The sequence below is a fragment of the Micromonospora sp. GCM10011541 genome, from assembly GCF_042650725.1.
In the GTDB taxonomy this organism is placed as follows: Bacteria; Actinomycetota; Actinomycetes; order Mycobacteriales; family Micromonosporaceae; genus Micromonospora; species Micromonospora sicca.
Window position 1 is genome coordinate 63,401 of record NZ_JBHSBP010000049.1, and the last position, 25,559, is coordinate 88,959.

Below are 25,559 nucleotides of genomic sequence, written 5' to 3' on the forward strand. Positions count from 1 at the left end.
CGGGAGCGGGAGCGGGAGCTGGAGCGGGGAGTCGGGAGTTAGGCGGCGGCGAGGCGGACGCCGTCGCGGCCGTGGCGCTTGACGGCGTAGAGGGCCTGGTCGGCGCGGCGGAGGGTGAGCTCGGCGGATTCGCCCGGTCGGGGCAGGGCGACGCCGACGCTGATGGTGCGGCCGGTCCGGCGGGCCGCCTCGGTGAGGCGCTCGGCGATCCGGACCGCCTCCTCGGGGCGGTTCACCTCGATCACCGCGACGAACTCGTCACCGCCGATCCGGTACAGCTCGTCGCCGTGCCGCAGCGCCTCCTCCAGCGCCCGGGCCAGTCCGACCAACAGCCGGTCACCGGCCTGGTGGCCGTACGTGTCGTTGACGTCCTTGAAGCCGTCCACGTCGATCGCCAGCAGGGCGGTACGCCCCGGGGTGGCGGTCGCGATCCGCTGCCCGAACGGCCCGGTGTGGCGCAGCCCGGTGAGCGGGTCCGAGCTGGCCTGTTCGCGCAGCCGGGCCAGGGTGCGGAGCCGGTCCAGGCAGGTCCACGCCTGCCCGGCCAGCAGCTCCATCAGGTTGACCGTGGTCGGGTCGGGCCGGAGCAGCCGCTCGTCGGCGACCAGCAGCACCCCGCCGGCGTCCGGTGGCCCGACCGGCACCGCCACCAGGGTGCGCGCCCCGGCCCGGGAGAGCGGCAGGTAGTCGTCGGTCGGCGGGTGCCCGGCCTCGCCCAGCGTGTACGCCGCGCCGTGCCGATGGGCCCGGGCGATCAGCCGGCCGAGCGGGACGGCGCCGGCCTCGGTCAGCTCGGCGCGGATCCGCGCCTCCAACTCCCCGGGAGCGCTGGTCGGCGCGCCGAGCCGGGCGCCGCGCCGGCCGGCGAGGACCAGTACGGCGGCGGAGAGGGTCGAGACGTCCCGGGCCGCGGTGATCGCGGCGGTCATCAGGTCCCAGTCGGTGGGGGCGGAGGTCATCGCGGCGGCGTGCCGGAGCAGCTTCTCGCTGCGGCTCTCGGCCGGCGGCCCGCCGAGCGCCGTGATCCGGGCGCCCAGCCGGGCGGCGAGCCGCTCCGCGGTCTCCCGCCACGGGCCCAGCTCGACCGGGTCGCCCCACTGCAGGTCGAGCACGCCGATCGGCCGCCCCGCCGGATCCAGCACCGGTACGCAGAGTTCGGTGGTCACGTCGGGGCGTACCGGGAGGTAGTCGGGGTCGGTGGTGACGTCCGCGACGGTGGCGGGCTCGCCGGAGGCGTACACCCGCCCGACGATGCCCGTCTTCGGCGGCACGGTGGAGAAGACCTGCCAGGCGCCGGTGGCCGCGACGCAGCGGAGCCGGTCGTGGACCTGGAGCAGGATCGAGATGGTGGCCGGAGTGTGCCGGGCGAGCGCGGCGACGGTCCACTGGCACGCCTCCAGGGCGGTCGACGCCATCGGAAGGCGGACCGTGACGTCTCGGATGACTCGCTCGTGATCCACGTCGTTCCTGGTGGGAGGCCCGGGCCGGCGCCGGGGGGCGCGATCAAGGGTACCCAGCGACGGGTGGCGCGGCCTTCGTACACATGTGCTATCCACAGCCTGTGGACACGGCCTGTGGGGACGGCGGGGCCGCGCGGCGGGGGGGTCGGCGATAGCGTGAGGGTCCCGGTCCCGAGGAGGCGTCGATGCTCATCGCCCAGCTCAGCGACCCGCATGTGACCACCGGCCCGCTCGCCGCCGAACAGGCCGCCGGGCTGCACCGCGCCCTCGGCCGGGTGCTGGCGCTGCGACCCCGGCCGGACTGCGTGGTGATCACCGGCGACCTGGTCAACAACGGCCGCACCGACGAGTACGTCGCGCTCCGCGAGATCATCGGCCGCTTCCCGCTGCCGGTGCACCTCGCCACCGGCAACCACGACGACCGGGAGTCGCTGCTGGACACCTTCGGCGGCACGCCCTACCTGGGTGGCGGCTTCTCGGCGTACTACCACGTTGACCACCCGGACGGGACCCTGGTGGTGCTGGACTCGCTCGCCCCGGGCGGCAGCGGTGGGCGGCTCGGCGACGACCAGTTGGCCTGGCTCGACGGGCTGCTGGCCGGCCGGCCGGAGGTGCCGGCCGTCGTGTGCCTGCACCATCCGCCGGTCGCCGTCGGCGTCCCGGCCGCCGACGCCATCCGGCTCGCCGACTCCGACGCGCTCGCCGAGGTGATCGGCCGGCATCCCCATGTCGTACGCGTCACCGCCGGTCACCTGCACCGCGCGGTCACCGCCGGCTTCGCCGGCACGGTGCTCACCACCGCGCCGAGCACCTGGGTGCAGGCCTCGCTGACGATGAGCGACGACGAGCAGATCGGGCTGGTCGCCGAGCCGACCGCGTTCCTGCTGCACCGGGTGGCCGACGGCGGCTGCGTCACGCACACCGTCCAGGTCAGCCACGCCGCCGGGCAGACCTGCTGGTTCTGATTCGTCGGACCAACTCTGGTACGTCGCGTAGCGGCGCCGCCCGCACGGCCCGCCGATCCGGCCGGCCCGCTGCGAGGATGGCGCGATGTCCCGATGGCGACTGGCTCGGATCGCCGGGGCGATCCTGGTGCTCGGCACCCTGTTCTGCCTCTGTGGCGTGCTCGCGGTCGCGCGGCCGGGCCGCCCCCGGTACGACGTCGAGGCGGAGAACGCCGCGTTCACGGAGGTGCAGACCTGGGTCCTGCTGGTGGGCTGCTCGTGCTGGCCGGGGTGGTGCTGGGCGTGGCCGGCGCGATCGGCGAGAACGGACCCCTCCCGGGCCCGCACCGGGGCCGGGAGTCCTCCGGCGACGGGCCGGCCGCGGGGGAGCGCGGGGAGCCCGGGCCGGACGCCTGACTCACTCAGCCGAGCAGGGCCTCGCGCAGCGCCGGGGCCAGCACCTCCGGCGGCACCTCGTGGAAGCTGCCGGCCAGGCTGAGGTGGGTGGCGCGGGGAATCGCCCCGGCCGTCGCGGCGGCGGCGTCACGCAGCCAGTCCGGACTGCCGGTGCTGTCCAGGACGACGGTCGGGACGGCGATCGCCGCGAGCCGGGCGGCGGGCAGCGCGCCGTCACCGGTCACCGTGCTGTCGTACGCGAGGGTGTGCGCCAGGCCCTCCATCCAGGACCACTCCGGCATCCCGCGCATCCCGGCCACGGCCTCGGCGGGCACCCCCACCGCGTCGGTCAGGAAGAGCGCGACCGCGTCCCCGCGCCGGTCGGCCGACACCATCTCGGTCAGCCGCTCGGCCAGTCCGGGTTTGCTGCCGCCCGTGCGGGCCGGACTGAGGATGATCGGCGGCCCCTCGCCGGCGGTCTCGTACGCGATCGTGGTGCCGTCGGCGGACCGGACCGAGCCCACCGTCCAGGTCGTCCCGTCGGGAGTCATGACTACTTTCTAGCCAGCCCCCCGACAGCGGGCGGTCCTGAAGGAATTCATCTGCCGGTCATGTCGGACTCGTCGGGCAGACCGGTACAGGTCGTCACCCATATCCGTGGCTCTGTTGTGCTGCCCTGGTCGACCGATCGCGTGTCGGATGGCAAGCTTGCCCCGGCGGTGCGGCATCCCCGACCGCCGTCACCCGCCATCGACCCCTGCCACGGCACGGATCAGGGTCGCCGGGCGAACCATCGTCCGGACCGTCACGCGCCGATTCTCACGAGGAGTTCCATGTCCGTCCCCGGGATGCGCCGGGCCGCCGTCGGCCTGGTCGCGCTCGCCGCGACCGCGCTCGGCACGGTCGCCGTCAACCCCAACCAGGCCGAGGCCGGCCCCAAGCCGGTCGACGTCAAGCTGCTCGCCATCAACGACTTCCACGGCAACCTGGAGCCGCCGACCGGCTCCAGCGGCACCATCGAGGGCAAGCCGGCGGGTGGCGCGGAATACCTGGCCACCCAGCTCGCCAAGCTGCGTGGCACCACCGATGAGGAGCGGGAGCGCACCATCACGGTCGCCGCCGGTGACCTGATCGGCGCCTCCCCGCTGCTCTCCGCGGCCTTCCACGACGAGCCCACCGTCGAGGAGATGAACCTCGCCGGGCTCGAGTTCACCAGCGTCGGCAACCACGAGTTCGACGAGGGCGCCAGCGAGCTGCTCCGGATGCAGAACGGCGGCTGCCACCCGGTGGACGGCTGCGCCGACGGCACCCCGTTCGAGGGCGCGAAGTTCCAGTACCTCTCCGCCAACGCCTTCACCACCGCCACCGGGCAGCCGCTGCTGCCGCCGTACGGCATCAAGAAGGTCGACGGCGTCAAGGTCGGCTTCATCGGGATGACCCTGGAGGGCACCCCGCAGATCGTCAGCCAGCAGGGCGTCGCCGGCCTCACCTTCGCCGACGAGGCGGAGACCGCCAACAAGTACGCCCGCATCCTGCGCGCCCAGGGCGTGCAGGCCATCGTCGTGCTGCTGCACGAGGGCGGCGTGCAGAACGGCGGCGGGATCAACGACTGCACCGGCTTCAGCGGGCCGATCGTCGACATCGCCAACCGGATGGACCCGTCCATCGACGTGATCGTCAGCGGGCACACCCACGCCGCGTACAACTGCAACATCAACGGCAAGCTGGTCACCAGCGCCAGCTCGTTCGGCCGCCTGGTCACCGACATCGACCTGCAGATCGACCGGAAGTCCGGCGACGTGATCACCGCCAAGGCGAACAACGTCGTGGTCACCCGGGACGTCCCGAAGGACCCGGCGAGCACCGAGCTGATCAACCGGTACAAGACCGCGCTCGGCCCGGTCGCCGACAAGGTGGTCGGCGAGACCACCGCGGCGATCACCAAGACGCAGGAGAACCTGTACCAGACCGGCGTCGACGCCAACGGCAAGCCGACGTACCAGACCGGTGAGTCGCCGCTGGGCAACCTGATCGCCGACGCCCAGCTCGCCGCCACCGACAACGAGCAGAACGCGGTCGCCGCGTTCATGAACCCCGGTGGTGTCCGCGCCGACCTCGACGCCGGCCCGGTCACCTACGCCGAGGCGTTCACGGTGCAGCCGTTCGCCAACAACCTGGTGACGCTGGACCTCACCGGGGCGCAGCTCTACTGCATGCTGGAGCAGCAGTTCACGGTCGCCCGCGTGCTGTACGCCTCCTCGACCGTGCACTACGTGGTCGACCCGAACGGGACCACGGCCGCGGCCGGCGCGCCGTGCAGCGGCAGCCGGGTGGTCCGGGGCAGCCTCACCATCAACGGTGCCCCGGTCACCGACGCCGCGACCTACCGGGTCACGGTGAACAACTTCCTCGCCGGCGGCGGCGACGGGTTCAGCGTCCTCACCGGCGGCACGAACCTGGTCACCGGCATGATCGACCTGGACGCGTTCGTGGCGTACCTGACCGCGCAGTCGCCGGTCTCCGCGCCGGCGCTGAACCGGATCCAGACCACCACCGAGGTGCCCGCCGCCTGACGGCAGGTCCGCACGCCGACGGGCCCCGGAGCATCCGCTCCGGGGCCCGTTCGCATTCCCAGCGTCAGCGGGCCGCAGGCTCCGGGGTCCGGGCGGGGGTCGGGGCCGCGGTGAGGCGGCCGTCCTGGGCCGGGGTCAGCAGCCGGCGCAGCGACAGGGCCAGCACCGAGGCGGTCAGACAGCCGCCGACCACGACGATCACCCAGATCCGCCCGTCGGCGGCGCCGATCAACGGGCCGGCGGTCACCGGGCCGATGATCCCGCTGACCCCGAAGATCATCGAACTCATCGCGTTGTACCGGCCGCGCAGTTCGTCGGTGGCGAGCGCGTTGGTCAGCGCGGGCATCACCGGCGACAGCATCGTCTCGCCGAAGCCGAAGATCGCCGCGCAGGCCACCACGCCGAGCGCAGCCACCAGCGCGCTCCCCGTACGGATGACGCCGGCCGCGCCGAGCACCAGCCAGGCGGCCGCGAAGACCGCGCCGACCGCGGCGAGCGCGCCGGTCCGGCTGCGCCCCTCCATCCGGCGGATCACCAGCAGCTGGGAGAGCACGATCATCACGGTGTTGCCGGCGAGGGCCCAGGCCACCACCCGCGGCGTCACCTCGGCCACCCGGACGGAGTACGCGGTGAAGCCCACCTCGATCTGCGCGTACCCGCAGGTGGTGAGGACCAGGCCGAAGATGACCAGCCGGCGGAACGGCCGGTCCCGCAACACGGTCAGGTAGCCCCCGGTCGACGGCCGGTCCCCGGCGGTCGGGGCGGCGGCGAGCCGGCGGCCGACGTGCGGCAGGGTCAGCAGGATCAGCCCCGGCATCAGGTAGCTCAGCGCGTCCAGCAGGTAGATGGCCTGGAAGGTGACCGGCCGGGCGGTGTCCACGACCGCGCCGGAGATCAGGCCACCCACCCCGATGCCGAGGTTGAGCAGGGCGAACTGGAGGCCGAAGACCCGCTGCCGCTCGCCGTCGTCGGTCAGCGAGGCGAGGATGGTGGTCTGTCCGGACCAGAGCGCGGAGCCGCCCACCGCGATCAGCGTGGCGACCGCGAACGCCGACGCGGCCGAGTCGACCAGGGCGAGCGAGCCGGTGCCCACGGCCTCCACCAGCAGGCAGGGCAGCACCACCCGGCGGGCCCCGAACCGGTCGATCAGCGTGCCGCCCACCGGCGACAAGGCCAGGGTCACCGCGCCGAACCAGCCGATCACCAGACCGGCCCGGGTGTCGGTCAGCCCGCGCACGTCGGTGAGGTAGATGAACAGGAACGGCAGGGTCAGGCCGCGCCCGATGGCCGAGAGCAGGGTGCCGAGCAGGATCCGGCGGGCTTCCGGGCGGGCGGGCAGGGCGCGGCGCAGCATGGCTGGATTCTCTGCGGCGGGTACGACGCGCCGCGAGTCGTTTACCGGCGGCCAGGCGTACCGGCGGGCCGCCAGGTGAGCAAGCACACGCGGTCTGGGATGCTGGGCCGGTGACCGGCACCTGGCGACACCTGCCCGCTCCGGCCCGCGAGATCGCGGTGGCCGCCACCGACGCGGTCGCCGCCGCCCAGTCCCGGGACGCCGGGGCGTACGAGCCGGCGGTCGACCGGCTCACCGGCGTCGACCGGGCCGGCCTGGTGCTCGGCGGGGTGGTCCGGCTGCTGCTGGAGGAGACCCACCCGGACGGGCTGGACGGCGACGACGTACGACAGGTGCTGGAACGCTGCGTGCGGGACGTGGCGGCGTGGCGGCCCGACGTGGACCCGCACGTGCTGCTGGTCCTGCTGGCCGGCGCCCTCGGCGTGTACGACCCGGGCGAGGACGACGCCCCGCCGGACCCGGCGGCGATCGCCCGGCACGCCCCGCTGCTCGTCGCCGACCTGCTGGCGGTCACCGGCCGGCCGCTGGCCGGCTACCTGACCGCCGCCTTCGCCGAGGTGGCCCGCACCGAGCTGCACGACTGAGCCGGCGCGACGGCGAAGGGGCGGGCGGGCGTCACGCCCGGGTCGCCACCACCTCCAGGTACTCCGCCGGGATGCGGACCGTGCCGTCGGTGGAGCGGTCGTACCGCCGGGCCAGCTCGACCAGGTCGGCGTGCAACGCCGGCCGCCGCGGCTCGTCGAGCGCCTCGAACGCCTTCAGCGTCGGCCCGTAGTTGACCCGGAAGAAGTCGGCGAACTCCTCCGGCGCGGTGAAGCGGAAGACGAAGGTCCGCCGGGTGGCCAGCAGGTCACGCAGCGCCGCCCCGAACAGCTCGGCCAGCCGCTCCTCGCGGCCCCACTCGACCGGCCCGCGCAGCCCTGCGGGCGGCGGTAGGTGCCGGCTGACCGTGCGGAACAGGTCGCCGATGAAGCCCTCCGGCGTCCAGGCGGCCAGCGCGACCGTGCCGCCGGGCCGGCAGACCCGGACCAGCTCGGCCGCCGCGCGTTCCTGGTCCGGCGCGAACATCACCCCGACGCAGGAGAGCACCGCGTCGAACGAGGCGTCCGGGTAGGCCAGCCGCTCGGCGTCACCGGTCACGAACGTCACCGGCAGCCGCTCCGCCACCGCCCGCGCGTGCGCGCGTTCCAGCAGCTCCGGTACGTAGTCGACGCCGGTCACCCGGCAGCCGCAGCGGGCCGCCGCGATCGCCGCGTTGCCGGTGCCGGTCGCCACGTCCAGCACGGTTGCCCCGGCGGCGAGGTCGGCCGCCTCGACGAGCAGCTCGGAGACGAGGTGGATGCGGGCGGCGACGGCGCCGTAGTCGCCGCTGGCCCAGGTCTGCTGTTGCCGCGCCTTGACGGCGGCCAGGTCGATCGTGCTGGTCATGGCAGTGCCCTTCGGTCGGTTGCCGGTGACGCTAGGGCTGCCGCGGCGGCCGGACATGGGGAGAACCACCTATGTTGGCGGCACCAGGCCCCGCCGGCGCGCGACCGCGGCGGCCTGCCCCCGGTTGGGCACGGCCAGCTTGCCGAGGACCGCGGAGACGTGGTGCCCGACCGTGCGCGCCGACAGCGACAGCCGTGCGGCGATCTCGGCGTCGCTCAGCCCGTCGACGACAAGCGCCAGCACCTCCAGCTGCCGGGCGGTCAGCCCGGGCGGGTTGGCCGCCGTCGCCGGTCGTGGGCCGCGCGGCACCCGGGCCAGGCCGCGCCCGCGCAGCTCGGCCCGCAGCCGCCGGGCCGTCCGGACCGCGCCCAGGGCGTCCAGAATCCGCAGCGCCTCGCCCGCCGCCTCGGCGTCTCCGCAGGCCAGGGCCTCCGCCCGGCGGTACGGGCAGTCGAGGCGCCGCCACTCGTCGGCCGCGCCGGCCCAGTCGCCGTCGAGCAGCCGCCGGTACGGCGACGCAGCCACCTCCGGCGCCGACATCAGCCCCCCGGCCCGCCACCGCCAGTACGCCAGCTCCCCGGTGGACCACGGCTCTCCCACCGCGACGGCCAGCTCATAGCCGCGCCGGGCCTCGGCGGCGGCCTGCTCCGGCTCGCCGTCGAGCCAGTGGTGCTCGGCGAGGGCCGCCGCCGCGGGGCCGACGAACTGGAGCTCTCCCGTGCCGTATGCCCACCCGGCCACCCGGGTCAGCCCGTCCGTCGCCGCCGGATCGCCGTACCGGGAGCGGAGCAGGCCGCGGACGAGCAGCGCCGGCATCAGGCTGCCGCCGGGTTGCCCGGAGCCGGCGAGGGCGCTCTCGGCGTCGGCCAGCGCGCCCGTCCAGTCGCCCCGCAGCAGCCGCAGCCGGGCCCGGTAGCCCAACAGGTGGCGGGCGTACCCGTCGAGGTCCCGCCCGGTGGTGAACTCCAGCGCGCGGGCCAGTCGGGCACCGGCCGCGTCGAGGTCGTACCGCTCGACGGACATGGTGGCCAGGTTGACCAGGGCCCTCGCGGCATGGTCGTCGAGCCCGTCGAGCGCGGCCCGGACGTGCGCCCGCTCCAGCAGCTCGACGCCGTCCGGGTCGCCGCGCTGCAGCCGCGCCGACCCGACGTTGACCAGCGCGTGCGCCTCCGTGTCCCGATCCCCGATGCGGGCCGCCAGCGCGAGCGCCCGGCCGCCCCAGTCGATCGCCTCGTCGTCCCGGTTGGCCAGCATCAGCAGCTGCGCCATCCCGCTGTACGCCATGGCCAGCTCCCGGCCGGGCGGCGCCGACTCCAGCACCTCGACCGCCCGGGTGGCCGCCGCGCGGGCGGCCACACTGTCCCCGGTCCACCAGCAGAGCCGGGACAGCCAGCGCAGGTTCTCCCCGATCGGGACGGCAGCGCCGTCGGCCTCCCGCAGCGCGAGCGTCTCCCGTCGGGCGGCGAGGGCCTCCGTGCCCAGCCCGGCGAGGTAGGCGGCGGACGAGTACCCCTCCAGCAGCTCCGCCCGGCGCGCCGCCGGCAGCCCGGCCGCGCGCGGCAGGGCCACCGCGTAGTGGGCGACGGCCTGCCGGTGCGCGCCGACCGCCGCGGCCCGGCGCGCGGCCAGCGGCGCCCACCGGAGCACGGCCGGCGCGTCGTGGGCGTGGTGCGCGTGGTGCACCAGCCGGGCGACGTCCACGTCGGACCGGCCGGCGAGCCGGGCCAGCATCGCCGCGTGCAGGGCCGAGCGGCGTACCGGGGAGAGGCCGTCCCGGACCGCCCGGCGGAGCAGTTCGTGGCGGAACCGCACGCCGTCCTCCGCCGGCACCAGCAGCCCGCCGGCCAGGCACTCCTCGACGGCCGCCGCCGGCTCCCCGGCAAGCAGGTGCGACTCGGCCCGGGACGGCACCACCGACACCAGCCGGGCCACCTCCCGCGCGGCCGGGCTGAGCGCGGCGAGCCGGGCGGCCACCAGGTCGCGTACGGTCGGCGGGACACCCGGCTCGGCGGCGGCCAGCACCTCGGTGACCAGCAGCGGGTTGCCCCCGGTGGCCTGGTAGAGGCCGGCGGGGGAGCGCCCGGCGCGGCGGGCCAGCTCCTCGACGGCGGCGGTGGAGAGCGGCGGCAGCGGCAGCCGGCGCACCAGCGCGCGGGGCAGCCCGGCGAGCACCGCGTGCAGGGGGTGCTCCGGACCCACCTCGTCGTCGCGATAGGTGAGCACCAGCAGGGCGCGGCAGCCGGCCAGCCGACGGCCGAGGAAGGCGGTCAGGTCGAGGGTGGCCTCGTCCGCCCAGTGCGCGTCCTCGATCACCAGCACCGGTCGGCGGCGTTGCCGAGGTCCGGCCAGCTCGTCGAGGAGGGCGTCGAAGAGCACGCCTCGGCGTTCACCCTCCCGCCCGCCACCGGCCCGGCTGTCGGCGAGCCGCTCGGCCAGCGCGCCGCCGATCTGCCGGCCGATGTCGTGCAGCGGGCCGAGGGCGCGCGGGGTGAGCAGGGGGTCGCAGCCGCCCTGGAGCACTCGGGCCCGAACTCCGACCGCCGCCGTGAACGCACTCACCAGGGCGGACTTGCCGGCGCCCGCCTCGCCGGCGACGAGCGCGATGCGGCCACCGGCGGCACTGGCCGTCAGCAGCTCGTCCAGCGCGTCGAGTGGGCCGGCCCGCTCCAGCAGCTCCATTGCCGCCGATGCTAGTCACGGCGGGCGGCGGGCGAGCCGTCCTGACGTCGAGCCGACTGGTGGGCCGCGACAGCTCGCTCACTTGGGCGGTTCCGCGCCGCTCTGCTCGCTCACCATGTACTCCGCGTACCAGTGGGGCCAGTTCGCGTCCGTCTTGCCGGTGCGCTTCTCGTGCTCGCCGTGTGCGGCCGCCGCCCGCCGAAGCGCGCCCGCCAGGTCGCTTGCCGAGCCGAACGAGGTCGCAGCAGCCTCGATGCGCCCGGGAAGCCGGGTCGTGATCTCCTGAAGCAGCCAGTTGTTGCCGTCGGGGTCGCTGAACGAGGCGCGCGAGAAGTAGCTGCGACGCTCGGGATCCAGACCGCTCACCGGCCCGTCCGGGCCGATGTGGAAAATGTCGCTCACCTCGACACCGGCGGCGACCAGCGCGTTCCGGGCCGCCTCGATGTCGGACACGATCAGGTACTCCTTGGCCGAACCAGGCGTGGCCGACGTGAGGTTCGGTCCGAACTGGACCGAGCACTCGGAGCCGTGCGGCGTGAACTGGATCACACCCGGCGGCGTCTGGTCGAGCCGCCACCCGAGGCGCCCGTAGAACTCCTTCGCGCGGTCGACATCCGAGACGGGGATGACGACCACCTCGAGCTTCATGTCGACCTTCTTGATGCTCGTCGTCCCGCTCGCGTCGCTGCTCCGGACGTCCGTCGTGCTCATCGCGGCCTCCCCGGGCTGAGTCAGGGCGTCATCGTCTCGGTTACGAACGTACTGCCTCCGTACCTGCGGGGTGCCTCGATCTCGGCATCGCCTCCGCCGCCGGCTGGGACGCCCGCCGAGAGCGTCGTCCGGCTGCACCTGATCCCGGCACTCAGCACCAAACGCCTCGACACCCGGCAGCTGCCTGCTCAGTGCCTTCTAGAGAGCAGTGATCCCCAGAAACGAATCAAGGCCCCTCCACGGAGGGGCCTTGACCTGCTGTTACCTCTGGTCGGGGTGGCCGGATTCGAACCGACGACCTCTTCGTCCCGAACGAAGCGCGCTACCAAGCTGCGCCACACCCCGAGGCGTGCCGACAAATAGTAGCCCACCCGGACCGATGGTCAAACTCGGTACCCCCGCGCCGGGTCCGGGGCGTCCCGGACCCGCTCAGCGGGGGATCAGGGTGAGGATGCTCGCCTCCGGCGGGCAGGCGAAGCGCACCGGCGCGGTCGGGTGCGTGCCGAGCCCGGCGGAGACGTGCAGCCAGGAGTCCGAGCCGGGCCAGCGGTGCAGGCCGCGGGCCATCGAGCGGGGCAGCCCGCAGTTGGTCACCAGCGCGCCGTAGCCCGGCACGCAGACCTGGCCGCCGTGGGTGTGCCCGGCGAGCAGCAGCCCGAAGCCGTCCGCGGCCATCTGGTCGAGGACGGCCGGCTCGGGGGAGTGGGCCAGGGCGAGGGCGAGTTCGGCCGAGGCGGACACCGGGCCGGCCACCGCGGCGTAGTCGTCCCGCTCGATGTGCGGATCGTCGACGCCGACCAGTTCGACCTCCCGGCCACCGGCCTTCACCGTGGTCCGGGCGTTGTTCAGGTCGACCCAGCCGGCGCCGGTGAAGACGTCCCGGAGTTCCTCGTACGGCAGCGCCACGCCCTCGGTGTACTCCCGGTCGGGCAGGAAGTAGGTGAACGGGTTCTTCCAGACCGGCCCGGTGTAGTCGTTCGAGCCGAAGACGAACGCGCCCGGGAAGTCGAGCAGCGGTTGCAGGGCCCGCAGCACGCCGGGAACGGCGTCGGGGTGGGCCATGTTGTCGCCGGTCACCACGACCAGGTCGGGGTCGAGGGCGGCCAGCGAGGCCACCCAGTCCTGCTTGCGCCGCTGGCCGGGCGTCATGTGCAGGTCCGACAGGTGCAGCACGCGCAGCGGCTCGGCGTCGGCCGGGAGCACCGGCACGTCGTACCGGCGGAGGGTGAACATGTTGCGTTCGACGAGCGACGCGTACGCCAGGGTGGCCGTGCCCGCGGCGAAGGTCCCGGCGGCGAGCCGGAATAGTGTGCGCTTTCGCATGGCGTTCAGGGTAGTTTGACCGTCCATGAGCACGCTGAAGGACCGCCTCACCGTAGACATGCGCGCCGCACTCAAGGCGCGCGACGAGCTGACCACCTCCACGCTGCGGATGGCCCTCGCGGCCGTCGGCAACGCCGAGGTCGCCGGCAAGGCCAAGCGCGAGCTCACCGACGACGAGGTGCTCGCGGTGCTGACCAAGGAGGCGAAGAAGCGGCGCGAGGCCGCCACCGCCTTCGCCGACGCCGGGCGCGCCGAGCAGGCCACCAAGGAGACCGCCGAGGGTGAGGTGCTGGAGCGCTACCTGCCGAAGCAGCTCTCCGACGAGGAGCTGGCCGAGCTGGTCGCGGGGGCGCTCGCCGCGGGCGGCTTCACCGGCAAGGCCCAGATGGGCCCGGCCATGAAGGCGGCCCAGACCGCGGTGGCCGGCCAGGCCGAGGGCGGCCGGGTCGCCGCCGAGGTACGCCGGCAGCTCGGCCTCTGACCGACCCGGCTGCCGCCGCACGTACGCGAAACGGGCGAGCACCCCCTGGTGGGGTGCCCGCCCGTCCGTGCCACGGGTCAGCCGCGCGGTCGCCCGGGGCGGCCGGTGGCGGGCGGCGGTGCGCCACCGGGCGGGGTGGCGCCATCGGCCGGCGTGGCGCCGCCACCGGCACTGACCTCGATGCTCACCACGCCGCCCTTGATGGTGCGGCCGTCCGGGCTGGTGCCGGCGGCGGTGTCCTTCGGGCAGCTCGACGGGACCTTGCTGCTGGAGACGACGGGGTCGAACCCGGCGCCCCGCAGCCGCGACTTGGCGGTCTCGATCGGCTGGCACTTGACGTCGGGGATGGAGCGCTGGTCACCCAAGATGATCTTGCCGCTGGGCGGGGTGAAGTCGACGGGCTCCTTGTTCTTCATCGCGTCGCGCAGCGTCTCGTACACCGCCGGGTTGATGCCGTTCGGGACGTCGTGGCCCATCTTCTGGTCGGTCTGCGGCCAGTCCGGGTCGGCCATGATGCCGGCCACCGCGTACTGCTTGGTCATCGCCACCAGCGCGGAGGTCTTGTCCGAGTCGGTGGTGCCGGACTTGCCGGCGACCGGCGCGCCGACGATGCGGCGGACGTTGCCCGCGGTGGCGCCGGTGCACTTGGAGGTGGCCGACCGGTCACCGACCGGGCAGCGGGCCGCGTCCACGGCGGCCCGGGCCACCTCGGTGCTGATCCGCTGCTCGCAGTGCGGGTTGGCGATGTCCAGCTTGTTGCCGTCCGGGCCACGGATCTCCTGGACCGGGATCGGCTCGCAGTACTTGCCGTCCGCCCCCAGCGTCGCGTACGCGTTGGCCAGCTCCAGCGGGGTGGTCTGGGAGACGCCGAGGCTGAACGCGCCCCACTGGTGCGCGTAGTCCTTGTTCGAGGCGAACCGGGCGTCCGACGGCGCGCGGAAGGTGATGCCGAGCTTCTGGGCGGCCTTCACCACGTTCTCCGCGCCGACCTGCTGCTGCAGCGGGATGAAGTAGGTGTTGACCGACTTGCCGAACGCGCTCCACATGTTTTGCACGCCGGTCATGCTGGCGCTGGCGTTCTTCGGGCAGTAGAAGTGGGTGCCCTTGCAGGCCGCCGGTGAGCTCGAGTCGATGATGTACTCGGACTTGAAGAACGGCTGCGCGTTGATGGTGTAGCTGAGCGGGATGCCCTTCTCCAGGGCCGCCACCATCGCGAACATCTTGAAGGTCGAGCCGGCCTGGTACCCGGTGATGCCGCCACCGCCGGTGACCAGCGGGTTGACCGTGTTCGGGTAGTTGCCCCGGATCTTCTTCGCGGCCTTCTTCGGGTCGGTGGAGATCTTGTTCTGCGGGTGCTTCGGGTCGTCGATCTTGAAGTTGCGGTTCACCGCGATCGCCCGCACCCGGCCGGTGCCCGGCTCGATCGCCGCCACCATCCGGGCCGCCTTGCTGTTCTCGCTCAGGTGGTTGCGGACCGCCTTGTCGGCGCCCTTCTGCGCCTGCACGTCGAGCGTGGTGGTGATGGTGTAGCCGCCGCTCTTCAGCCGGCGCTCCCGGTCGTACGAGGTCGAGCCGAACGTCCCCTGCTGCATCCACCAGCGGTAGAAGTAGTCGCAGAAGAAGCCCCAGGTGCGCTGGTTGGTGGCGACGCAGCCGTTCGGGGTGCGCTTGTCGTTCACCCGCAGCTTGATCTTCTTGGCCTGGTCGGCGTCCGCCTGGGTGATCGCCCCGATGTCGACCATGTTCTGGATGACGTAGTCCCGCCGGGTTACCGCCTCCGGGTAACCGGCCCTGGTCGTCGGGTCGAACGCGGTCGGCGCCTTGACCATGCCGGCCAGCATGGCCGACTCCTGGATGTCGAGCTTGCTCGGCTGCTTGCCGAAGTAGACCTGGCTGGCGGCGAAGATGCCGTACGCGCCGTTGCCGAAGGCGGCGATGTTCAGGTAGCGCTCCAGGATCTCGTCCTTGGTGAGCTCCTTGTCGATCTGGAGCGCGTAGCGCATCTCGCGCAGCTTCCGGGCGCTGGTGTCCTCGGTCGCCGCCACCACGTCGGCCGGGTGCGTCGCCGAGTACGCGATGGCCAGCCGGACGTACTGCATGGTCAGCGTCGACGCGCCCTGGCGGGAGTTGGCGCCGGAGCTGTTGTTGACGAACGCCCGGGCGACACCGTTGAGGTCGACGCCGTTGTGTTTGTAGAAGTCGTGGTCCTCGGCCGCGATGATCGCCTTCTGCATCAAGGGCGAGATGTCCTTGAGCTTGACGTCCTTGCGGTTCTCGTCGTACATCGTCGCGAGCGGGGTCTTGCCGTCCGAGGCGAGCAGATAGGTGATCTGCGGGGCCCGGGCCACCGTCAGTTCCTTGGGCAGCGCGCCGAAGGTCTCGGCGCCGGCCTTGGCGGCCAGCCCGGACATCGCCACCGCGGGGAAGGCCGCCGCCGCGACCACCACGCCGGCCAACAGGCCACAGATGAGTAGCGATGCGGCGTTGGTCAGCACATTGTGGTCACGTTTCCGCATCCAGGTCACCTCGACAGGGTACGCGAGTAGGGAACGAGGGGCGCTGGGGCGTTCTTTCCCCATTTCCTGCGCGCGCCGACCTCGTTGTGCTAAACGCACGAACCCCGGTGGGTGGTTGCGTGAACCTGGCGACGAGTCTCCTCCGAACGGGGGAGCGGCGCAGCGTTTTCTCCGACCCGGGCCGGGTAGACGGCGGGCGAAGGCCCGGGAAGCCGGGAGTGTCCGGAATGATGGATTTCGCCGACAACGTTGCGTAATCAGGCGACTACAGAGCATGATGAGTGGCGGCGACAGGGCCACACGTCGTCCGTGCCTCCTTGGGGAAGGACGGGCCGGACGGCCGGGGGAATTCGACGGCTGGTCGCACGAAGTCGGTAGGTACTGCAAGGGGGGACGTGTACACATGGGCATGATCACTGACTGGCCGTCGCTGGCGGCATGTCAGAACGGGGACCCGGACGCGTTGTTCGTACAGGGCGCCGAACAGAACGTGGCGAAGAGGATCTGCCGGAGCTGCCCAGTTCGGTACGAGTGCCTGGCCGATGCGCTCGACAACCGGATCGAGTTCGGGGTGTGGGGCGGCATGACCGAACGGGAACGCCGCGCGCTGCTGCGCCGTCACCCGCAGGTGACGAGCTGGCGCAAGATGTTCGAGGCCGCCATGGCGAAGAACGCCAAGGAGAAGGCCGGCAAGGACAAGGTCCTGGTGACCGCCGCCAACTGACGGCGTTTCACGGTCGGCTGATCGCCGCGCCGATCGTCCGCAGCCCGTCGACGTCGTGCACGTCGGCGGGCTGCGCCGTCACCGACACCGCCGGCACCGCCGGGAACGCCTCGGTGAACTGGGCCGCCACCCGCTGCTCGCGTACCGCCTGCTGGGCCAGCGCGGCGTGAGCCCGCAGCACGTCGACGGTGCCCTCGTGGCCGCCCAACTCGGCCAGCCGCTCCGCGGCGGCCAGGCTCTCCGTCGCGTCCAGCGATGTCGCGGTCGGGCGGTGGACCCGGTTGAGCACCAGGCCGGCCAGCGGCATCCGCTCCTCCCGCAGCCGCCCGGCGAAGTAGGCGGCCTCCCGGACCGCGTCCGGCTCGGGCGCCGCCACCAGCAGGAACGCGGTTTCCTGCGCCTGCAGGATCCGGTACGTCTGCTCGGCCCGTTGCCGGAAGCCGCCGAACGTCGAATCCAGGCCGGCGACGAAGCCGGAGAGGTCGGTGAGCAGCTGCGCGCCGATCACCTTCTGGACGACCTTGGAGAACATCCCGAAGCTGGCGGTCACCAGGCTGAACATGCTCCGCCCCCCGCTGCGCGCCGGGGCCAGCAGCAGCCGCAGCATCCGCCCGTCCAGGAAGCGGGAGAGCCGCGCCGGGGCGTCGAGGAAGTCCAGCGCCGAGCGGGACGGCGGGGTGTCCACCACGATCAGGTCCCACTCGCCCCGGGCGTGCAACTGGCCCAGCTTCTCCATCGCCATGTATTCCTGAGTGCCGGCGAAGGTCGAGCTCATCGCCTGGTAGAAGGGGTTGGCGAAGATCTCCGCCGCCTTCGCCGGGTCGGTGTGCTGGAGCACCACGTCGTCGAAGGTGCGCTTCATGTCCAGCATCATGGCGTGCAGCTCGCCGCCGCTGGCCTCGACGTCGATGCCCTTGACCTGGCGGGGGGTGTTGTCCAGCTCGGTCAGGCCGAGCGACTGGGCCAGCCGCCGGGCCGGGTCGATGGTGAGCACCACCGTCCGCCGGCCGTGCCGCTCGGCGGCGCGCAACGCCAGCGCGGCCGCCGTGGTCGTCTTGCCCACTCCGCCCGCCCCGCAGCAGACGACGATCCGTACCCCGGGGTCGGCGAGGATCTGGTCGACGTCCAGCGGTGGCGCCGCGTCTTCGGAATGCACCAATCGAGCGTATCGGGCTCGGGGGTGTCTCTGCTCCGTGCCGGCCGCAGGTGTGAGTCAATCCGCCCGGACGAGAGCCGTGGCCAGCGTCTCCAGCGCGGCCCGGTCCACCCCGTCGGGCAGCAGCGGCAGCTCAGTGAGCGGCAGGCCCAGTTCCACCAGGTCGGCGCGGAGCGAGTCCTCCAGCTCCCGGCGTACCTGCTGGTCCCGGGCCTCCCCGGCCAGCCCGGCCACGGTGTCCCGGTCGGCGGGCAGGCCCGCGGCGAGCAGCCCCCGCTTCAGCTCGGCCTGGCTCAGCGCCCGCCCGGCCGGCACCGGCGGCCGGGCGCCGTTGACGATCACCCGACCGACCGGGAAACCGAGCTGGGTCAGCTCGGTGATCGCGTCCACCGTCTCCTGGACCGGCATCTCCTCCAGCAGGGTCACCACGTGCACCGCGGTCATCGGGGAGCGCAGCAGCACCGAGACCCCCTCGCTCTGGGTCTTGATCGGGCCCATCTTCGCCAGCCGGGCGGTCTCCGCGGTGACGTTGAGGAACCGGCCGATCCGCCCGGTCGGCGGCGCGTCCAGCACCACCGCGTCGTACGTCCGGCGCTGGCCGTTGGTGCGGGTGGTCGCCTCCTTCACCTTGCCGGTGAGCAGCACGTCCCGCAGGCCCGGCGCGATGGTGGTGGCGAAGTCGATCGCGCCGAGCTTGCGCAGCGCCCGGCCGGCCGCGCCGAGCTTGTAGAACATGTCCAGGTACTCGAGCAGGGCCTCCTCGGCGTCCACCGCCAGGGCCCGCACCTCGCCGCCGCCGGGGGCGTCGGCCAGGTGCCGCTCCTCGTACGGCAGCGGGTCGGTGCCGAAGAGCTGGGCGATGCCCTGCCGCCCCTCCACCTCGACCAGCAGCGTGCGCCGGCCGCCTGCGGCCAGGCCCAGGGCCAGCGCTGCGGCCACGCTGGTCTTGCCCGTGCCGCCCTTGCCGGTCACCACGTGAAGGCGGGCCGGCCAGGTCTCGGACCGTTGCTCAGCTGCTCGCACCCGTCGAGCCTATCCAGCCCCCGGGCTCAGGCGACCTCGCAGACCCACCAACCCGTTTTCCGCACCACGGTGAAGCGCAGCTCCTGGTCGGCCACCTTCTCGTCAGCGGTGGTCATGGTGACCTTGGTGGTGACGGTGGCCCGGTCGCCGGTCTGGTTGTCCACCGTCGGGGTGGTCCACCGGAAGCGCGGGTTCTGGTACTCCGCCGCGTACTTCTGCACCTCCGCGACCTTGCCGGCGATCTTCTTGTCGTCGCGGGCGGCGGAGCAGACGAAGGTGGCCGCCTTCCTGGCGTCCCGGTCCTTGTAGACGGCGGTGAGGAAGCCGTCCACGGCGACCGCCGGCTCCTTCGCGCCCTGGCCGTCCTCGGTGTTCCGCAGGGTCAGGAACGCCGCCGTGCCGCCCCCGCCGCAGAGCAGGATGGCCGCGGCCAGCGCGATCGAGGCGATCAGCAGGCCGCGCCGCTTCTTCGGGGCCGCCGGGCTCGGGTACGGCGGGTAGCCAGCGGCCGCCGGCGGCGGTGGGAACGTGCCGGGGGCCGGTGCGGTGGCCGGCGCGTGCCCGGCCGACGGCTCGTCGCGGGACGGGCCGTCGAGCGAGCCGGTGGCGCCACCGATGGGCGGTTGGGTCATGTCTTTCCCCCGGGGTGCGGCGCCGTCGCCGCCCGAGGGCGACGGACGCGTGATCGAGCGTGGCGGGCGGGCGTGGGTCGCCCGTCCGACCGGAAGGGTAGCGGTCGATGGGCGAGTTGCCAGCCCCCGCGTGCGATCGCGCCGGTCGCGCGGCGCCGCAACCACCGGTGGGACGTGAACCTCGATCGCCTCCCCGACGACGCATCTGTCGCATATGTGACTGCAGGTGATCACGCGTGCGCGTCCCGTTGTCGGGTCCGAGGATCGGCCCTACGTTCGTCGCGGTGCGGGGGCCGGACCGGGCGGATGTCCGAGCCGGACGGTGGTGATTCAGACCAGGTACGACGCCCGGAGGCAAGCGCATGCGCGACGCGGAGAACATTCCTCGAGCCCAGTTTCCGCCCGGTGACCGGGCTCGCCGGTCCGGCGACGCCGAACTCCCCGCCCTGCCGATCAACGAGCGGTCGTACCGCCGCTGCCTCGAACCGGCCGAGGCGATCCGCGTCCTGGTCCGCCCCGGCGAGCGGGGTCCCGACGAGGAGGAGCCCGGGTACGTCATCCACCTGCCGGTCCGGGTCGCCGACCTGGCGGCGGCCACCGCGCTGGCCGGCACCGTGGCCACCTCGCTGGGTTTCCTGAGCGAGCTGGACGCCGGCGAGACGACGGTCTCCACCGCCGACGACCAGAACAACCGGCACCGGGTCTTCTGCGACCTGCTGCTGCCCGACCGCAGCCGGTGCCCGCAGCGCTACGACCACGAGGGCCCCTGCGGCGAGCTGCCCGTGACGCCCGAGCAGCGTCCCGCGCCCAGGCCGCCGTCCTGACCGTAGTCTGTGCCTGGAAAGTGTCCATGCCAGTCAAGGGAGCCTTCACCCGATGCAGAAGTGGGAATACGCCACGGTTCCGCTGCTGGTCCACGCGACCAAGCAGATCCTCGACAACTGGGGCGAGGACGGCTGGGAGCTGGTCTCCGTGGTTCCCGGCCCGAACCCGGAGCAGCTCGTCGCCTACCTGAAGCGTCCGAAGGGCTGACGGGCGTGAGCAACGGACCGCACGCGAAGCTCGCGGAACTCGGCCTGAGCCTGCCCGAGGTGGTGCCGCCGGTGGCCAGCTACGTGCCGGCCGTCCAGTCCGGGCAGCACGTCTACGTCTCCGGCCAGCTGCCGATGGCGGAGGGCAAGCTGCTCGCCACCGGCAAGGTCGGCGCCGGCGTCTCCGCCGACCAGGCGAAGGACCTGGCCCAGCGGTGCGCGCTGAACGCCCTGGCCGCGATCGACTCGCTGGTCGGCCTGGAGAACGTCGTCAAGATCGTCAAGCTGAGCGGCTTCGTCGCGAGCGCGCCCGGCTTCACCGGCCAGCCCGGCGTGATCAACGGCGCCTCCGACCTGTTCGGCGCGGTCTTCGGCGAGGCCGGCCGGCACGCCCGCTCCGCGGTCGGCGTCGCCGAACTCCCCCTCGACGCTCCCGTCGAGGTCGAGGTCATCGTCGAGGTCGCCTGACTCTCCGTGCCCGCGATCTTGCGGTTCGCGCCCCGACGAAAGCCCTGAACGGGCACGAATCAGGGGCCGGAACCGCAAGATCGTGGGGACCGGCGGGCGGGGTCGTACGATCGCTGCCATGGGCGGGCATGTGACCGAGGCGGCGGGGGCGCTGGCCGACGAGTTACCCGGCTGGGCGACGCTGCTGCGGGCGCCGAACCCGGGGCCGATGACGCTCGACGGCACCAACACCTGGGTGCTGCGGGCGGCCCCCGGCGAGCCGGCCGTGGTGGTCGACCCCGGACCGGCCGACGACGCCCATCTCGCCCGGATCGCCGGGCACGCCCCGGTCGGGCTGGTGCTGATCACCCACGGGCACCCGGACCACACCGACGGCGCGGCGCGCCTGGCCGAACTGCTCGGCGGCGTCCAGGTGCGCGCCGCCGACCCGGCGCACACCATCGGCGGTGAACCGCTGACCACGCCCGGCGAGAACGTCGGCGGGTTCGGCCTGGAGATCCGGCTGCTGCCCACCCCCGGCCACACCGGGGACTCGGTCTGCTTCCTCGTCGAGCACGACGGCGAGCGGGCGGTCCTCACCGGCGACACCATCCTGGGGCGCGGCACCACCGTGGTCGCCCACCCGGACGGCCACCTCGGTGACTACCTGGCCAGCCTGGAACTGCTCTCGACGTACCGCGGGATCCCGGCGCTGCCCGGGCACGGCCCGGCCCTGGCCGACTGCGGTGCCGCCGCCGACTTCTACCTGGCCCACCGCCGGGCCCGGCTCGACCAGGTCCGGTCGGCGGTCGCCGACGGCGCCACCACCGCGCCCGAGGTGGTCGCCCGGGTCTACGCGGACGTGGACCGGTCGCTCTGGTGGGCCGCCGAATGGTCGGTCCGGGCCCAGTTGGAGTACCTCGGGGTCGAGCCCCGGGAATCCGGCGCCGGGGGTGCGGAGTTGAAGCAGCCGTGACCTGCCCGGTGTGTGGAACCGTCGCCGTACCCGGCGCCCGGTTCTGCCACAACTGCGGCGCGGCGCTGCCGGCCGCCGCCACCCTCCCCGCCGCCGAGCGGCGGGTGGTCACCGTGCTCTTCGGCGACCTCTCCGACTTCACCTCCTGGTCCGAGGACCTCGACCCGGAACGGGTCGGCGCGGTCACCGACCGGGTGCTCGCCGCGCTCGCCGGCGCGGTGAAGACCTTCGGCGGGCACGTCGACAAGCTCACCGGCGACGGGATCATGGCGGTCTTCGGCGCGCCGGTCGCCCACGAGGACGACGCCGAACGCGCGGTCCGGGCCGCCCTGTCCATGCAGCGGGCGGTCCGCCGGGTGCTCGACGACGAGCGCGGTGGCGGCGCGCCCCTCGGCCTGCGGGTCGGCCTGAACACCGGCGACGTGATCGCCGGCATCCAGGCCGCGATCGAATACACGGTCATCGGCGACACGGTGAACACCGCCGCCCGGCTCGCCGACGCCGCCGCCGTGGGCGCGGTCTACGCCGGCGCCCGTACCTCCGCCGCCACCCGGCACGTCGCCTCCTGGCGGGCGTTGCGCCCGCTGCGGCTCAAGGGCAAGCGCGAGCCGGTCGAGGCGTACGAGCTGCTGGGCCTGCTGGACGCGCCGGGCACCCGGTCCGGCCTCGGCGACGAGGCGCCCTTCGTGGGCCGGGAGACCGAGATCGGCCGGGTCGCCGGCCGGCTCGCCGAGGTGATCGACCGGGGTGACCCCCGAGTGCTGCTGATGACCGCCGAGGCGGGCATCGGCAAGTCCCGGTTCGCCGCCGAGGTGGAACGCCTCGCCGCCGGCTACGACGTCGGCGCCGGCCGGTACGCCGCGCACACCGGCGCCCGGGTGCTCTCCGTACGCTGCGCCGCCTTCGGCGAACGCCGCCGGCTCGCCCCCCTCGCCGACCTGGTCCGGGCGGCGGTCGGCCTGCCCAGCGACGCGGCCACCGCGCTCACCCGGCCGGCGGTGGAGGAGCGGCTGCGCCGACTCGCCCAGCGGCTCGGCCGGCTCCCCGGCGACCCGCCGCCGCTCGCCACCGACCAGTTGCTCGCCCTGCTCGGGTACGCCGAACTCCCCGCCGCCGCCGAGAACGGCGAGTGGAGCGCCGCCGCCCCGCCGCCGGACGCCGAGGCGGTGCCCAACGCGGTCGCCGGGCTGCTCAGCGGGCTCGCCGTCGAGGCGCCGCTGGTGATCGTGGTGGACGACCTGCACGACGCCACCGCCGAGACCATCAAGGCGCTCGCGCTGACCCTCAACCGGCTCAGCGGCCCGGTGCTGGTGCTGCTGCTCGGCCGCCCCGAACTGGTGCGTACCGCCGGGGCGCTGACCCGGGTCGCGGACGCCGAGGTGCACGGGCTGCCCGCGCTGCGCGGTGCCGACGCGGCCCGGCTGCTGACCAGCTATCTCGGCGGCGGGAAGCTGCCGCAGAACGACGCCGACCGGCTGCTGGCGACCGCCCAGGGCAACCCGTTCTACCTGGCCGAGCTGGTCACCCTGCTGCGTGAGCGCGGCGCGCTGACCGCGGGCGCGGACGGCGGCTGGCGGCTGGTCCCCGGCTCGCTGGGCAGCCGGCTGCTCTCCCGGGACCTGGCCGCCGTGCTCGCCGCCCGCATCGACGCGCTGCCGGTGGACGCCCGCTCGGTGCTGCGGGACGCGGCGGTGGTCGGCGACACCGTGCCGGCCGGCGCCCTGGAGGCGCTTCGCGAGCAGCGCGCTGGGCGGGACGGCCGACCGGCGGCGGTGGTCGCGGTCGCGCTGGACCGGGCCGTGGAGGAGCTGCTGCAACGCCGCATGCTGCACCGCACCCGCACCGGGTACGCGTTCGCGACGCCGCTGATGCGGGAGGCCGCGTACGCCGGGGTGAGCAAGGCGGAGCTGGCCGAGCGGCACGCGGCGCTGGTCCGCTGGGCCGCGCCCGAGACCTCCGACGCCGATCCGGCCGGCGGCACGCCCGGCGGCTTCACCGACGCCGCCCGGGACGACTTCGTCGCCGAGCACGTCGAGCGGGCCGCCGCGCTCGCCGACGCGGTCAAGCTGCGCCCGGACGCGCCGGCCCGCGCGGTGGTCCCACTCGGCGTCGCCGCGCTGGGCCGGGCCGCCCGCCGGTCGCTGCACGTCGGAGAGCCGGCCCTCGCCGTCGAGTACGCCGAACGCGCCGCCGAGCTGGCCCGCGACGGCGTCCCGCCGGCCGACCGGGTGGTGCACGCGCGGGCCCTGCTCCAGGTCGGCCGCCCCGCCGACGCGCTCGCCTTCGCCGAGAAGATCGCCGCCAACGCCGGGGACGCGCCGACCCGGACCAGCGCGCTGCTCCTCGCCGGGCAGGCCCACCAGACCCTCGGCGACCAGGCCCGGGCGGAGTGCTGCTGGCAGGAGGCGTTGCAGGTGGCCACCGCGGGCGAGCTGCCCACGCAGCGCGCCTCGGCGATGCGCCGGCTCGGGATGGCCGACTTCATCGCCGGCCGGCTGGGCCAGGCGAGCAGCCGGCTCGCCGCCTCCTACCAGGTCAGCCTCGCCGCCAAGGACCCGCGCGGGCAGGCCTGGTCGTTGCAGAACCTGGCCTGGGTGACCACCACCCGGGGCGACTTCGCCGGCACCGACGCGGTGCTCGGCCGGGCCGCCCGGCTCTTCGCCGAGCTCAGGGACCCGTACGGGCGGGCCTGGCTGCGCGGCACCACCGCGTTCGCCCGGCTGCTCGCCGGCCGGCTGCGGGAGGCGTGCCGGATGGCGCGGGTCTTCCTCCCGTTCGGCGAGCGGGTCGGCGAGGCGTGGGCGGTCGGTACGCTGCGCGCGGTCGAGGCGTACGCCACCGCCGAACTGGGTGAGCTGGCCGAGGCGGACCGGGCGGCGCGGCAGGCGTACCGGGAGTTCGCCGAGGTCTCCGACGACTGGGGGCAGGGCTTCGCCCTGGTCGTCCGGGCTGTGGTGGCGCGCGGGCTGGGCGAGCCGGAGCACGCGGCCGACCTGCTCACCGACGCGCACGCGTACGCCGAGCGGACGGCGCATCCGCTGCTCACCGGGATGGCCGGCACGCTGCGCGGCTTCGTGGCGCTGGACATGGGTGACTGCGACACCGCCGAGCGGGAGGCCCGCGCGGTGCTGACCAGCGTCGAGCCGCACAACCCGCAGGCCCCCGCGCAGGTGGCGCCCCGGGTGCTGCTCGCGATGGCCCGGCTCGCCGCCGGTGACCCGGCGACCGCGGTGGGGCTGCTCGCCCCGGTCGCCACCACCGCCGCGAACAGCCCGTCGCTGCTCTTCTCCCGCCGGCAGACGATGGCCCGGTACGCCTCCGCGCTGCTCGCCCACGGCCAGCGGGAGCAGGCGCTGGACTGGGCACAGCGGGCGGTGGTCGCCCCGGCGGAGGACGTCCGCAGCCAGGTGATCGCCGCGATGGTGCTGGCCGAGACGCTGGTCGCCTGCGGTCGCCCGGTCGAGGCGCTGGCCAGCGCCGACGAGGCGGTACGCCTGGCGTACTCCACCGAGCAGCGCAGCGAGCGCCCCGCCGCCGACGCCCTCCGGGCCCGCCTCGCCGCCGCCTGACCTGACGCCCGCTGCCGCCCCGCTGCGGCGCCGGCCGCAGGATTGGCGGTTCCGGGGATGTGGGCGTCGGGGGTGGCGGCTAGCGTGTGTCTGATCGAGGGGGCCGTCCACGGTGGCGGTCGCGGGTTGGGGAGGA

General features: G+C 74.1%; 22 protein-coding genes and 1 tRNA gene. 11 read left to right on the plus strand and 12 right to left on the minus strand.

Features of this window, described 5'->3' with window-relative positions:
* Positions 1-38 precede the first annotated feature (38 nt).
* A complete protein-coding gene (locus ACFOYX_RS17415) occupies positions 39-1,415 on the minus strand; it encodes a diguanylate cyclase (protein WP_377534133.1) in 1,377 nt (458 codons plus the stop codon).
* 230 nt (positions 1,416-1,645) lie between these two features.
* Here ACFOYX_RS17415 and ACFOYX_RS17420 point away from each other — a divergent pair, with 230 nt between their 5' ends.
* Together ACFOYX_RS17420 and ACFOYX_RS17425 are read left to right on the plus strand one after the other, a co-directional pair.
* A complete protein-coding gene (locus ACFOYX_RS17420) occupies positions 1,646-2,425 on the plus strand; it encodes a phosphodiesterase (RefSeq protein ID WP_109805471.1) in 780 nt (259 codons plus the stop codon).
* Positions 2,426-2,683: 258 nt separating this feature from the next.
* Positions 2,684-2,821, plus strand: coding sequence for a hypothetical protein (locus ACFOYX_RS17425; RefSeq protein ID WP_322441366.1), 138 nt, complete (start codon positions 2,684-2,686; stop codon positions 2,819-2,821).
* 5 nt (positions 2,822-2,826) lie between these two features.
* Here ACFOYX_RS17425 and ACFOYX_RS17430 read toward each other — a convergent pair whose 3' ends face one another.
* On the minus strand, positions 2,827-3,351 hold the full coding sequence (locus tag ACFOYX_RS17430) for a hypothetical protein (RefSeq protein WP_322441367.1): 525 nt from the start codon (positions 3,349-3,351) through the stop codon (positions 2,827-2,829).
* Positions 3,352-3,633: 282 nt separating this feature from the next.
* On the opposite strand from ACFOYX_RS17430, the gene ACFOYX_RS17435 reads away from it, so the two are divergent.
* On the plus strand, positions 3,634-5,373 hold the full coding sequence (locus tag ACFOYX_RS17435) for a bifunctional metallophosphatase/5'-nucleotidase (RefSeq protein ID WP_322441368.1): 1,740 nt from the start codon (positions 3,634-3,636) through the stop codon (positions 5,371-5,373).
* 64 nt (positions 5,374-5,437) lie between these two features.
* Here the strand turns inward: ACFOYX_RS17435 and ACFOYX_RS17440 are convergent, their stop codons facing one another.
* The gene (locus ACFOYX_RS17440) at positions 5,438-6,727 is read right to left on the minus strand and encodes an MFS transporter (RefSeq protein ID WP_322441369.1); all 1,290 of its coding nucleotides are present in this window, start codon (positions 6,725-6,727) and stop codon (positions 5,438-5,440) included.
* Positions 6,728-6,837: 110 nt separating this feature from the next.
* Here ACFOYX_RS17440 and ACFOYX_RS17445 point away from each other — a divergent pair, with 110 nt between their 5' ends.
* Entirely contained in the window at positions 6,838-7,311 is a 474-nt protein-coding gene (locus tag ACFOYX_RS17445) for a hypothetical protein (protein ID WP_109802586.1), read from the plus strand.
* 31 nt (positions 7,312-7,342) lie between these two features.
* Here the strand turns inward: ACFOYX_RS17445 and ACFOYX_RS17450 are convergent, their stop codons facing one another.
* From ACFOYX_RS17450 to ACFOYX_RS17470, 5 genes are all read right to left on the minus strand, one after another.
* Positions 7,343-8,155 (minus strand): methyltransferase domain-containing protein, encoded by an 813-nt coding sequence (locus ACFOYX_RS17450; RefSeq protein ID WP_322441370.1) that lies wholly within the window; start codon positions 8,153-8,155, stop codon positions 7,343-7,345.
* Between the two features lie 69 nt (positions 8,156-8,224).
* A complete protein-coding gene (locus ACFOYX_RS17455; RefSeq protein ID WP_322441371.1) occupies positions 8,225-10,834 on the minus strand; it encodes an AAA family ATPase in 2,610 nt (869 codons plus the stop codon).
* 78 nt (positions 10,835-10,912) lie between these two features.
* A complete protein-coding gene (locus ACFOYX_RS17460) occupies positions 10,913-11,545 on the minus strand; it encodes a VOC family protein (protein ID WP_322441372.1) in 633 nt (210 codons plus the stop codon).
* Positions 11,546-11,813: 268 nt separating this feature from the next.
* Positions 11,814-11,890: transfer RNA gene (locus ACFOYX_RS17465), tRNA-Pro, on the minus strand.
* 84 nt (positions 11,891-11,974) lie between these two features.
* Entirely contained in the window at positions 11,975-12,868 is an 894-nt protein-coding gene (locus tag ACFOYX_RS17470; protein WP_238454381.1) for a metallophosphoesterase, read from the minus strand.
* Between the two features lie 25 nt (positions 12,869-12,893).
* Here ACFOYX_RS17470 and ACFOYX_RS17475 point away from each other — a divergent pair, with 25 nt between their 5' ends.
* Complete coding sequence (locus ACFOYX_RS17475; protein ID WP_109802591.1) at positions 12,894-13,349, plus strand: GatB/YqeY domain-containing protein; 456 nt, start codon at positions 12,894-12,896, stop codon at positions 13,347-13,349.
* 77 nt (positions 13,350-13,426) lie between these two features.
* Here the strand turns inward: ACFOYX_RS17475 and ACFOYX_RS17480 are convergent, their stop codons facing one another.
* On the minus strand, positions 13,427-15,865 hold the full coding sequence (locus ACFOYX_RS17480; RefSeq protein ID WP_322441373.1) for a transglycosylase domain-containing protein: 2,439 nt from the start codon (positions 15,863-15,865) through the stop codon (positions 13,427-13,429).
* A 403-nt stretch (positions 15,866-16,268) separates the two neighbouring features.
* Between ACFOYX_RS17480 and ACFOYX_RS17485 the strand changes: the two genes are divergently transcribed.
* Positions 16,269-16,589 (plus strand): WhiB family transcriptional regulator, encoded by a 321-nt coding sequence (locus ACFOYX_RS17485; RefSeq protein ID WP_109802593.1) that lies wholly within the window; start codon positions 16,269-16,271, stop codon positions 16,587-16,589.
* A 7-nt stretch (positions 16,590-16,596) separates the two neighbouring features.
* Here ACFOYX_RS17485 and ACFOYX_RS17490 read toward each other — a convergent pair whose 3' ends face one another.
* From ACFOYX_RS17490 to ACFOYX_RS17500, 3 genes are read right to left on the minus strand one after another with little or no spacing between them, the layout of a single operon-like run.
* Positions 16,597-17,745 carry an ArsA-related P-loop ATPase gene (locus ACFOYX_RS17490; RefSeq protein WP_322441374.1) on the minus strand — a complete coding sequence of 383 codons (1,149 nt, stop codon included), beginning with the start codon at positions 17,743-17,745 and terminating at the stop codon, positions 16,597-16,599.
* 57 nt (positions 17,746-17,802) lie between these two features.
* Positions 17,803-18,768: an ArsA-related P-loop ATPase gene (locus tag ACFOYX_RS17495; RefSeq protein ID WP_322441375.1), complete on the minus strand. Its 966-nt coding sequence runs from the start codon at positions 18,766-18,768 to the stop codon at positions 17,803-17,805.
* Between the two features lie 26 nt (positions 18,769-18,794).
* The gene (locus ACFOYX_RS17500) at positions 18,795-19,400 is read right to left on the minus strand and encodes a hypothetical protein (protein ID WP_322441376.1); all 606 of its coding nucleotides are present in this window, start codon (positions 19,398-19,400) and stop codon (positions 18,795-18,797) included.
* Between the two features lie 362 nt (positions 19,401-19,762).
* Here ACFOYX_RS17500 and ACFOYX_RS17505 point away from each other — a divergent pair, with 362 nt between their 5' ends.
* The 5 genes from ACFOYX_RS17505 to ACFOYX_RS17525 all read left to right on the plus strand — a co-directional run bounded on the left by ACFOYX_RS17505 (position 19,763) and on the right by ACFOYX_RS17525 (position 25,423).
* A complete protein-coding gene (locus ACFOYX_RS17505) occupies positions 19,763-20,224 on the plus strand; it encodes a hypothetical protein (protein WP_322441377.1) in 462 nt (153 codons plus the stop codon).
* A gap of 52 nt (positions 20,225-20,276) precedes the next feature.
* Positions 20,277-20,432: a DUF4177 domain-containing protein gene (locus tag ACFOYX_RS17510; protein WP_013289021.1), complete on the plus strand. Its 156-nt coding sequence runs from the start codon at positions 20,277-20,279 to the stop codon at positions 20,430-20,432.
* A gap of 5 nt (positions 20,433-20,437) precedes the next feature.
* On the plus strand, positions 20,438-20,899 hold the full coding sequence (locus ACFOYX_RS17515) for a RidA family protein (protein ID WP_109802598.1): 462 nt from the start codon (positions 20,438-20,440) through the stop codon (positions 20,897-20,899).
* Between the two features lie 118 nt (positions 20,900-21,017).
* Positions 21,018-21,854, plus strand: a complete 837-nt coding sequence (locus ACFOYX_RS17520) for an MBL fold metallo-hydrolase (protein WP_322441378.1) — start codon at positions 21,018-21,020, stop codon at positions 21,852-21,854.
* A complete protein-coding gene (locus ACFOYX_RS17525) occupies positions 21,851-25,423 on the plus strand; it encodes an adenylate/guanylate cyclase domain-containing protein (RefSeq protein ID WP_322441379.1) in 3,573 nt (1,190 codons plus the stop codon). The genes ACFOYX_RS17520 and ACFOYX_RS17525 overlap by 4 nt, the downstream gene beginning before the upstream one ends.
* The last annotated feature ends 136 nt before the right edge of the window (positions 25,424-25,559 follow it).

Bases quoted from the DNA above. Each gene is read 5' to 3' on its own strand.
- ACFOYX_RS17510 (WP_013289021.1), top strand. From the start codon at position 20,277: ATGCAGAAGTGGGAATACGCCACGGTTCCGCTGCTGGTCCACGCGACC.
- ACFOYX_RS17455 (WP_322441371.1), bottom strand. From the start codon at position 10,834: ATGGAGCTGCTGGAGCGGGCCGGCCCACTCGACGCGCTGGACGAGCTG.
- ACFOYX_RS17415 (WP_377534133.1), bottom strand. From the start codon at position 1,415: ATGGCGTCGACCGCCCTGGAGGCGTGCCAGTGGACCGTCGCCGCGCTC.
- ACFOYX_RS17440 (WP_322441369.1), bottom strand. From the start codon at position 6,727: ATGCTGCGCCGCGCCCTGCCCGCCCGCCCGGAAGCCCGCCGGATCCTG.
- ACFOYX_RS17450 (WP_322441370.1), bottom strand. From the start codon at position 8,155: ATGACCAGCACGATCGACCTGGCCGCCGTCAAGGCGCGGCAACAGCAG.
- ACFOYX_RS17485 (WP_109802593.1), top strand. From the start codon at position 16,269: ATGGGCATGATCACTGACTGGCCGTCGCTGGCGGCATGTCAGAACGGG.
- ACFOYX_RS17505 (WP_322441377.1), top strand. From the start codon at position 19,763: ATGCGCGACGCGGAGAACATTCCTCGAGCCCAGTTTCCGCCCGGTGAC.
- ACFOYX_RS17430 (WP_322441367.1), bottom strand. From the start codon at position 3,351: ATGACTCCCGACGGGACGACCTGGACGGTGGGCTCGGTCCGGTCCGCC.
- ACFOYX_RS17460 (WP_322441372.1), bottom strand. From the start codon at position 11,545: ATGAGCACGACGGACGTCCGGAGCAGCGACGCGAGCGGGACGACGAGC.
- ACFOYX_RS17420 (WP_109805471.1), top strand. From the start codon at position 1,646: ATGCTCATCGCCCAGCTCAGCGACCCGCATGTGACCACCGGCCCGCTC.
- ACFOYX_RS17470 (WP_238454381.1), bottom strand. From the start codon at position 12,868: ATGCGAAAGCGCACACTATTCCGGCTCGCCGCCGGGACCTTCGCCGCG.
- ACFOYX_RS17500 (WP_322441376.1), bottom strand. From the start codon at position 19,400: ATGACCCAACCGCCCATCGGTGGCGCCACCGGCTCGCTCGACGGCCCG.
- ACFOYX_RS17520 (WP_322441378.1), top strand. From the start codon at position 21,018: ATGGGCGGGCATGTGACCGAGGCGGCGGGGGCGCTGGCCGACGAGTTA.
- ACFOYX_RS17475 (WP_109802591.1), top strand. From the start codon at position 12,894: ATGAGCACGCTGAAGGACCGCCTCACCGTAGACATGCGCGCCGCACTC.
- ACFOYX_RS17435 (WP_322441368.1), top strand. From the start codon at position 3,634: ATGTCCGTCCCCGGGATGCGCCGGGCCGCCGTCGGCCTGGTCGCGCTC.
- ACFOYX_RS17480 (WP_322441373.1), bottom strand. From the start codon at position 15,865: ATGCGGAAACGTGACCACAATGTGCTGACCAACGCCGCATCGCTACTC.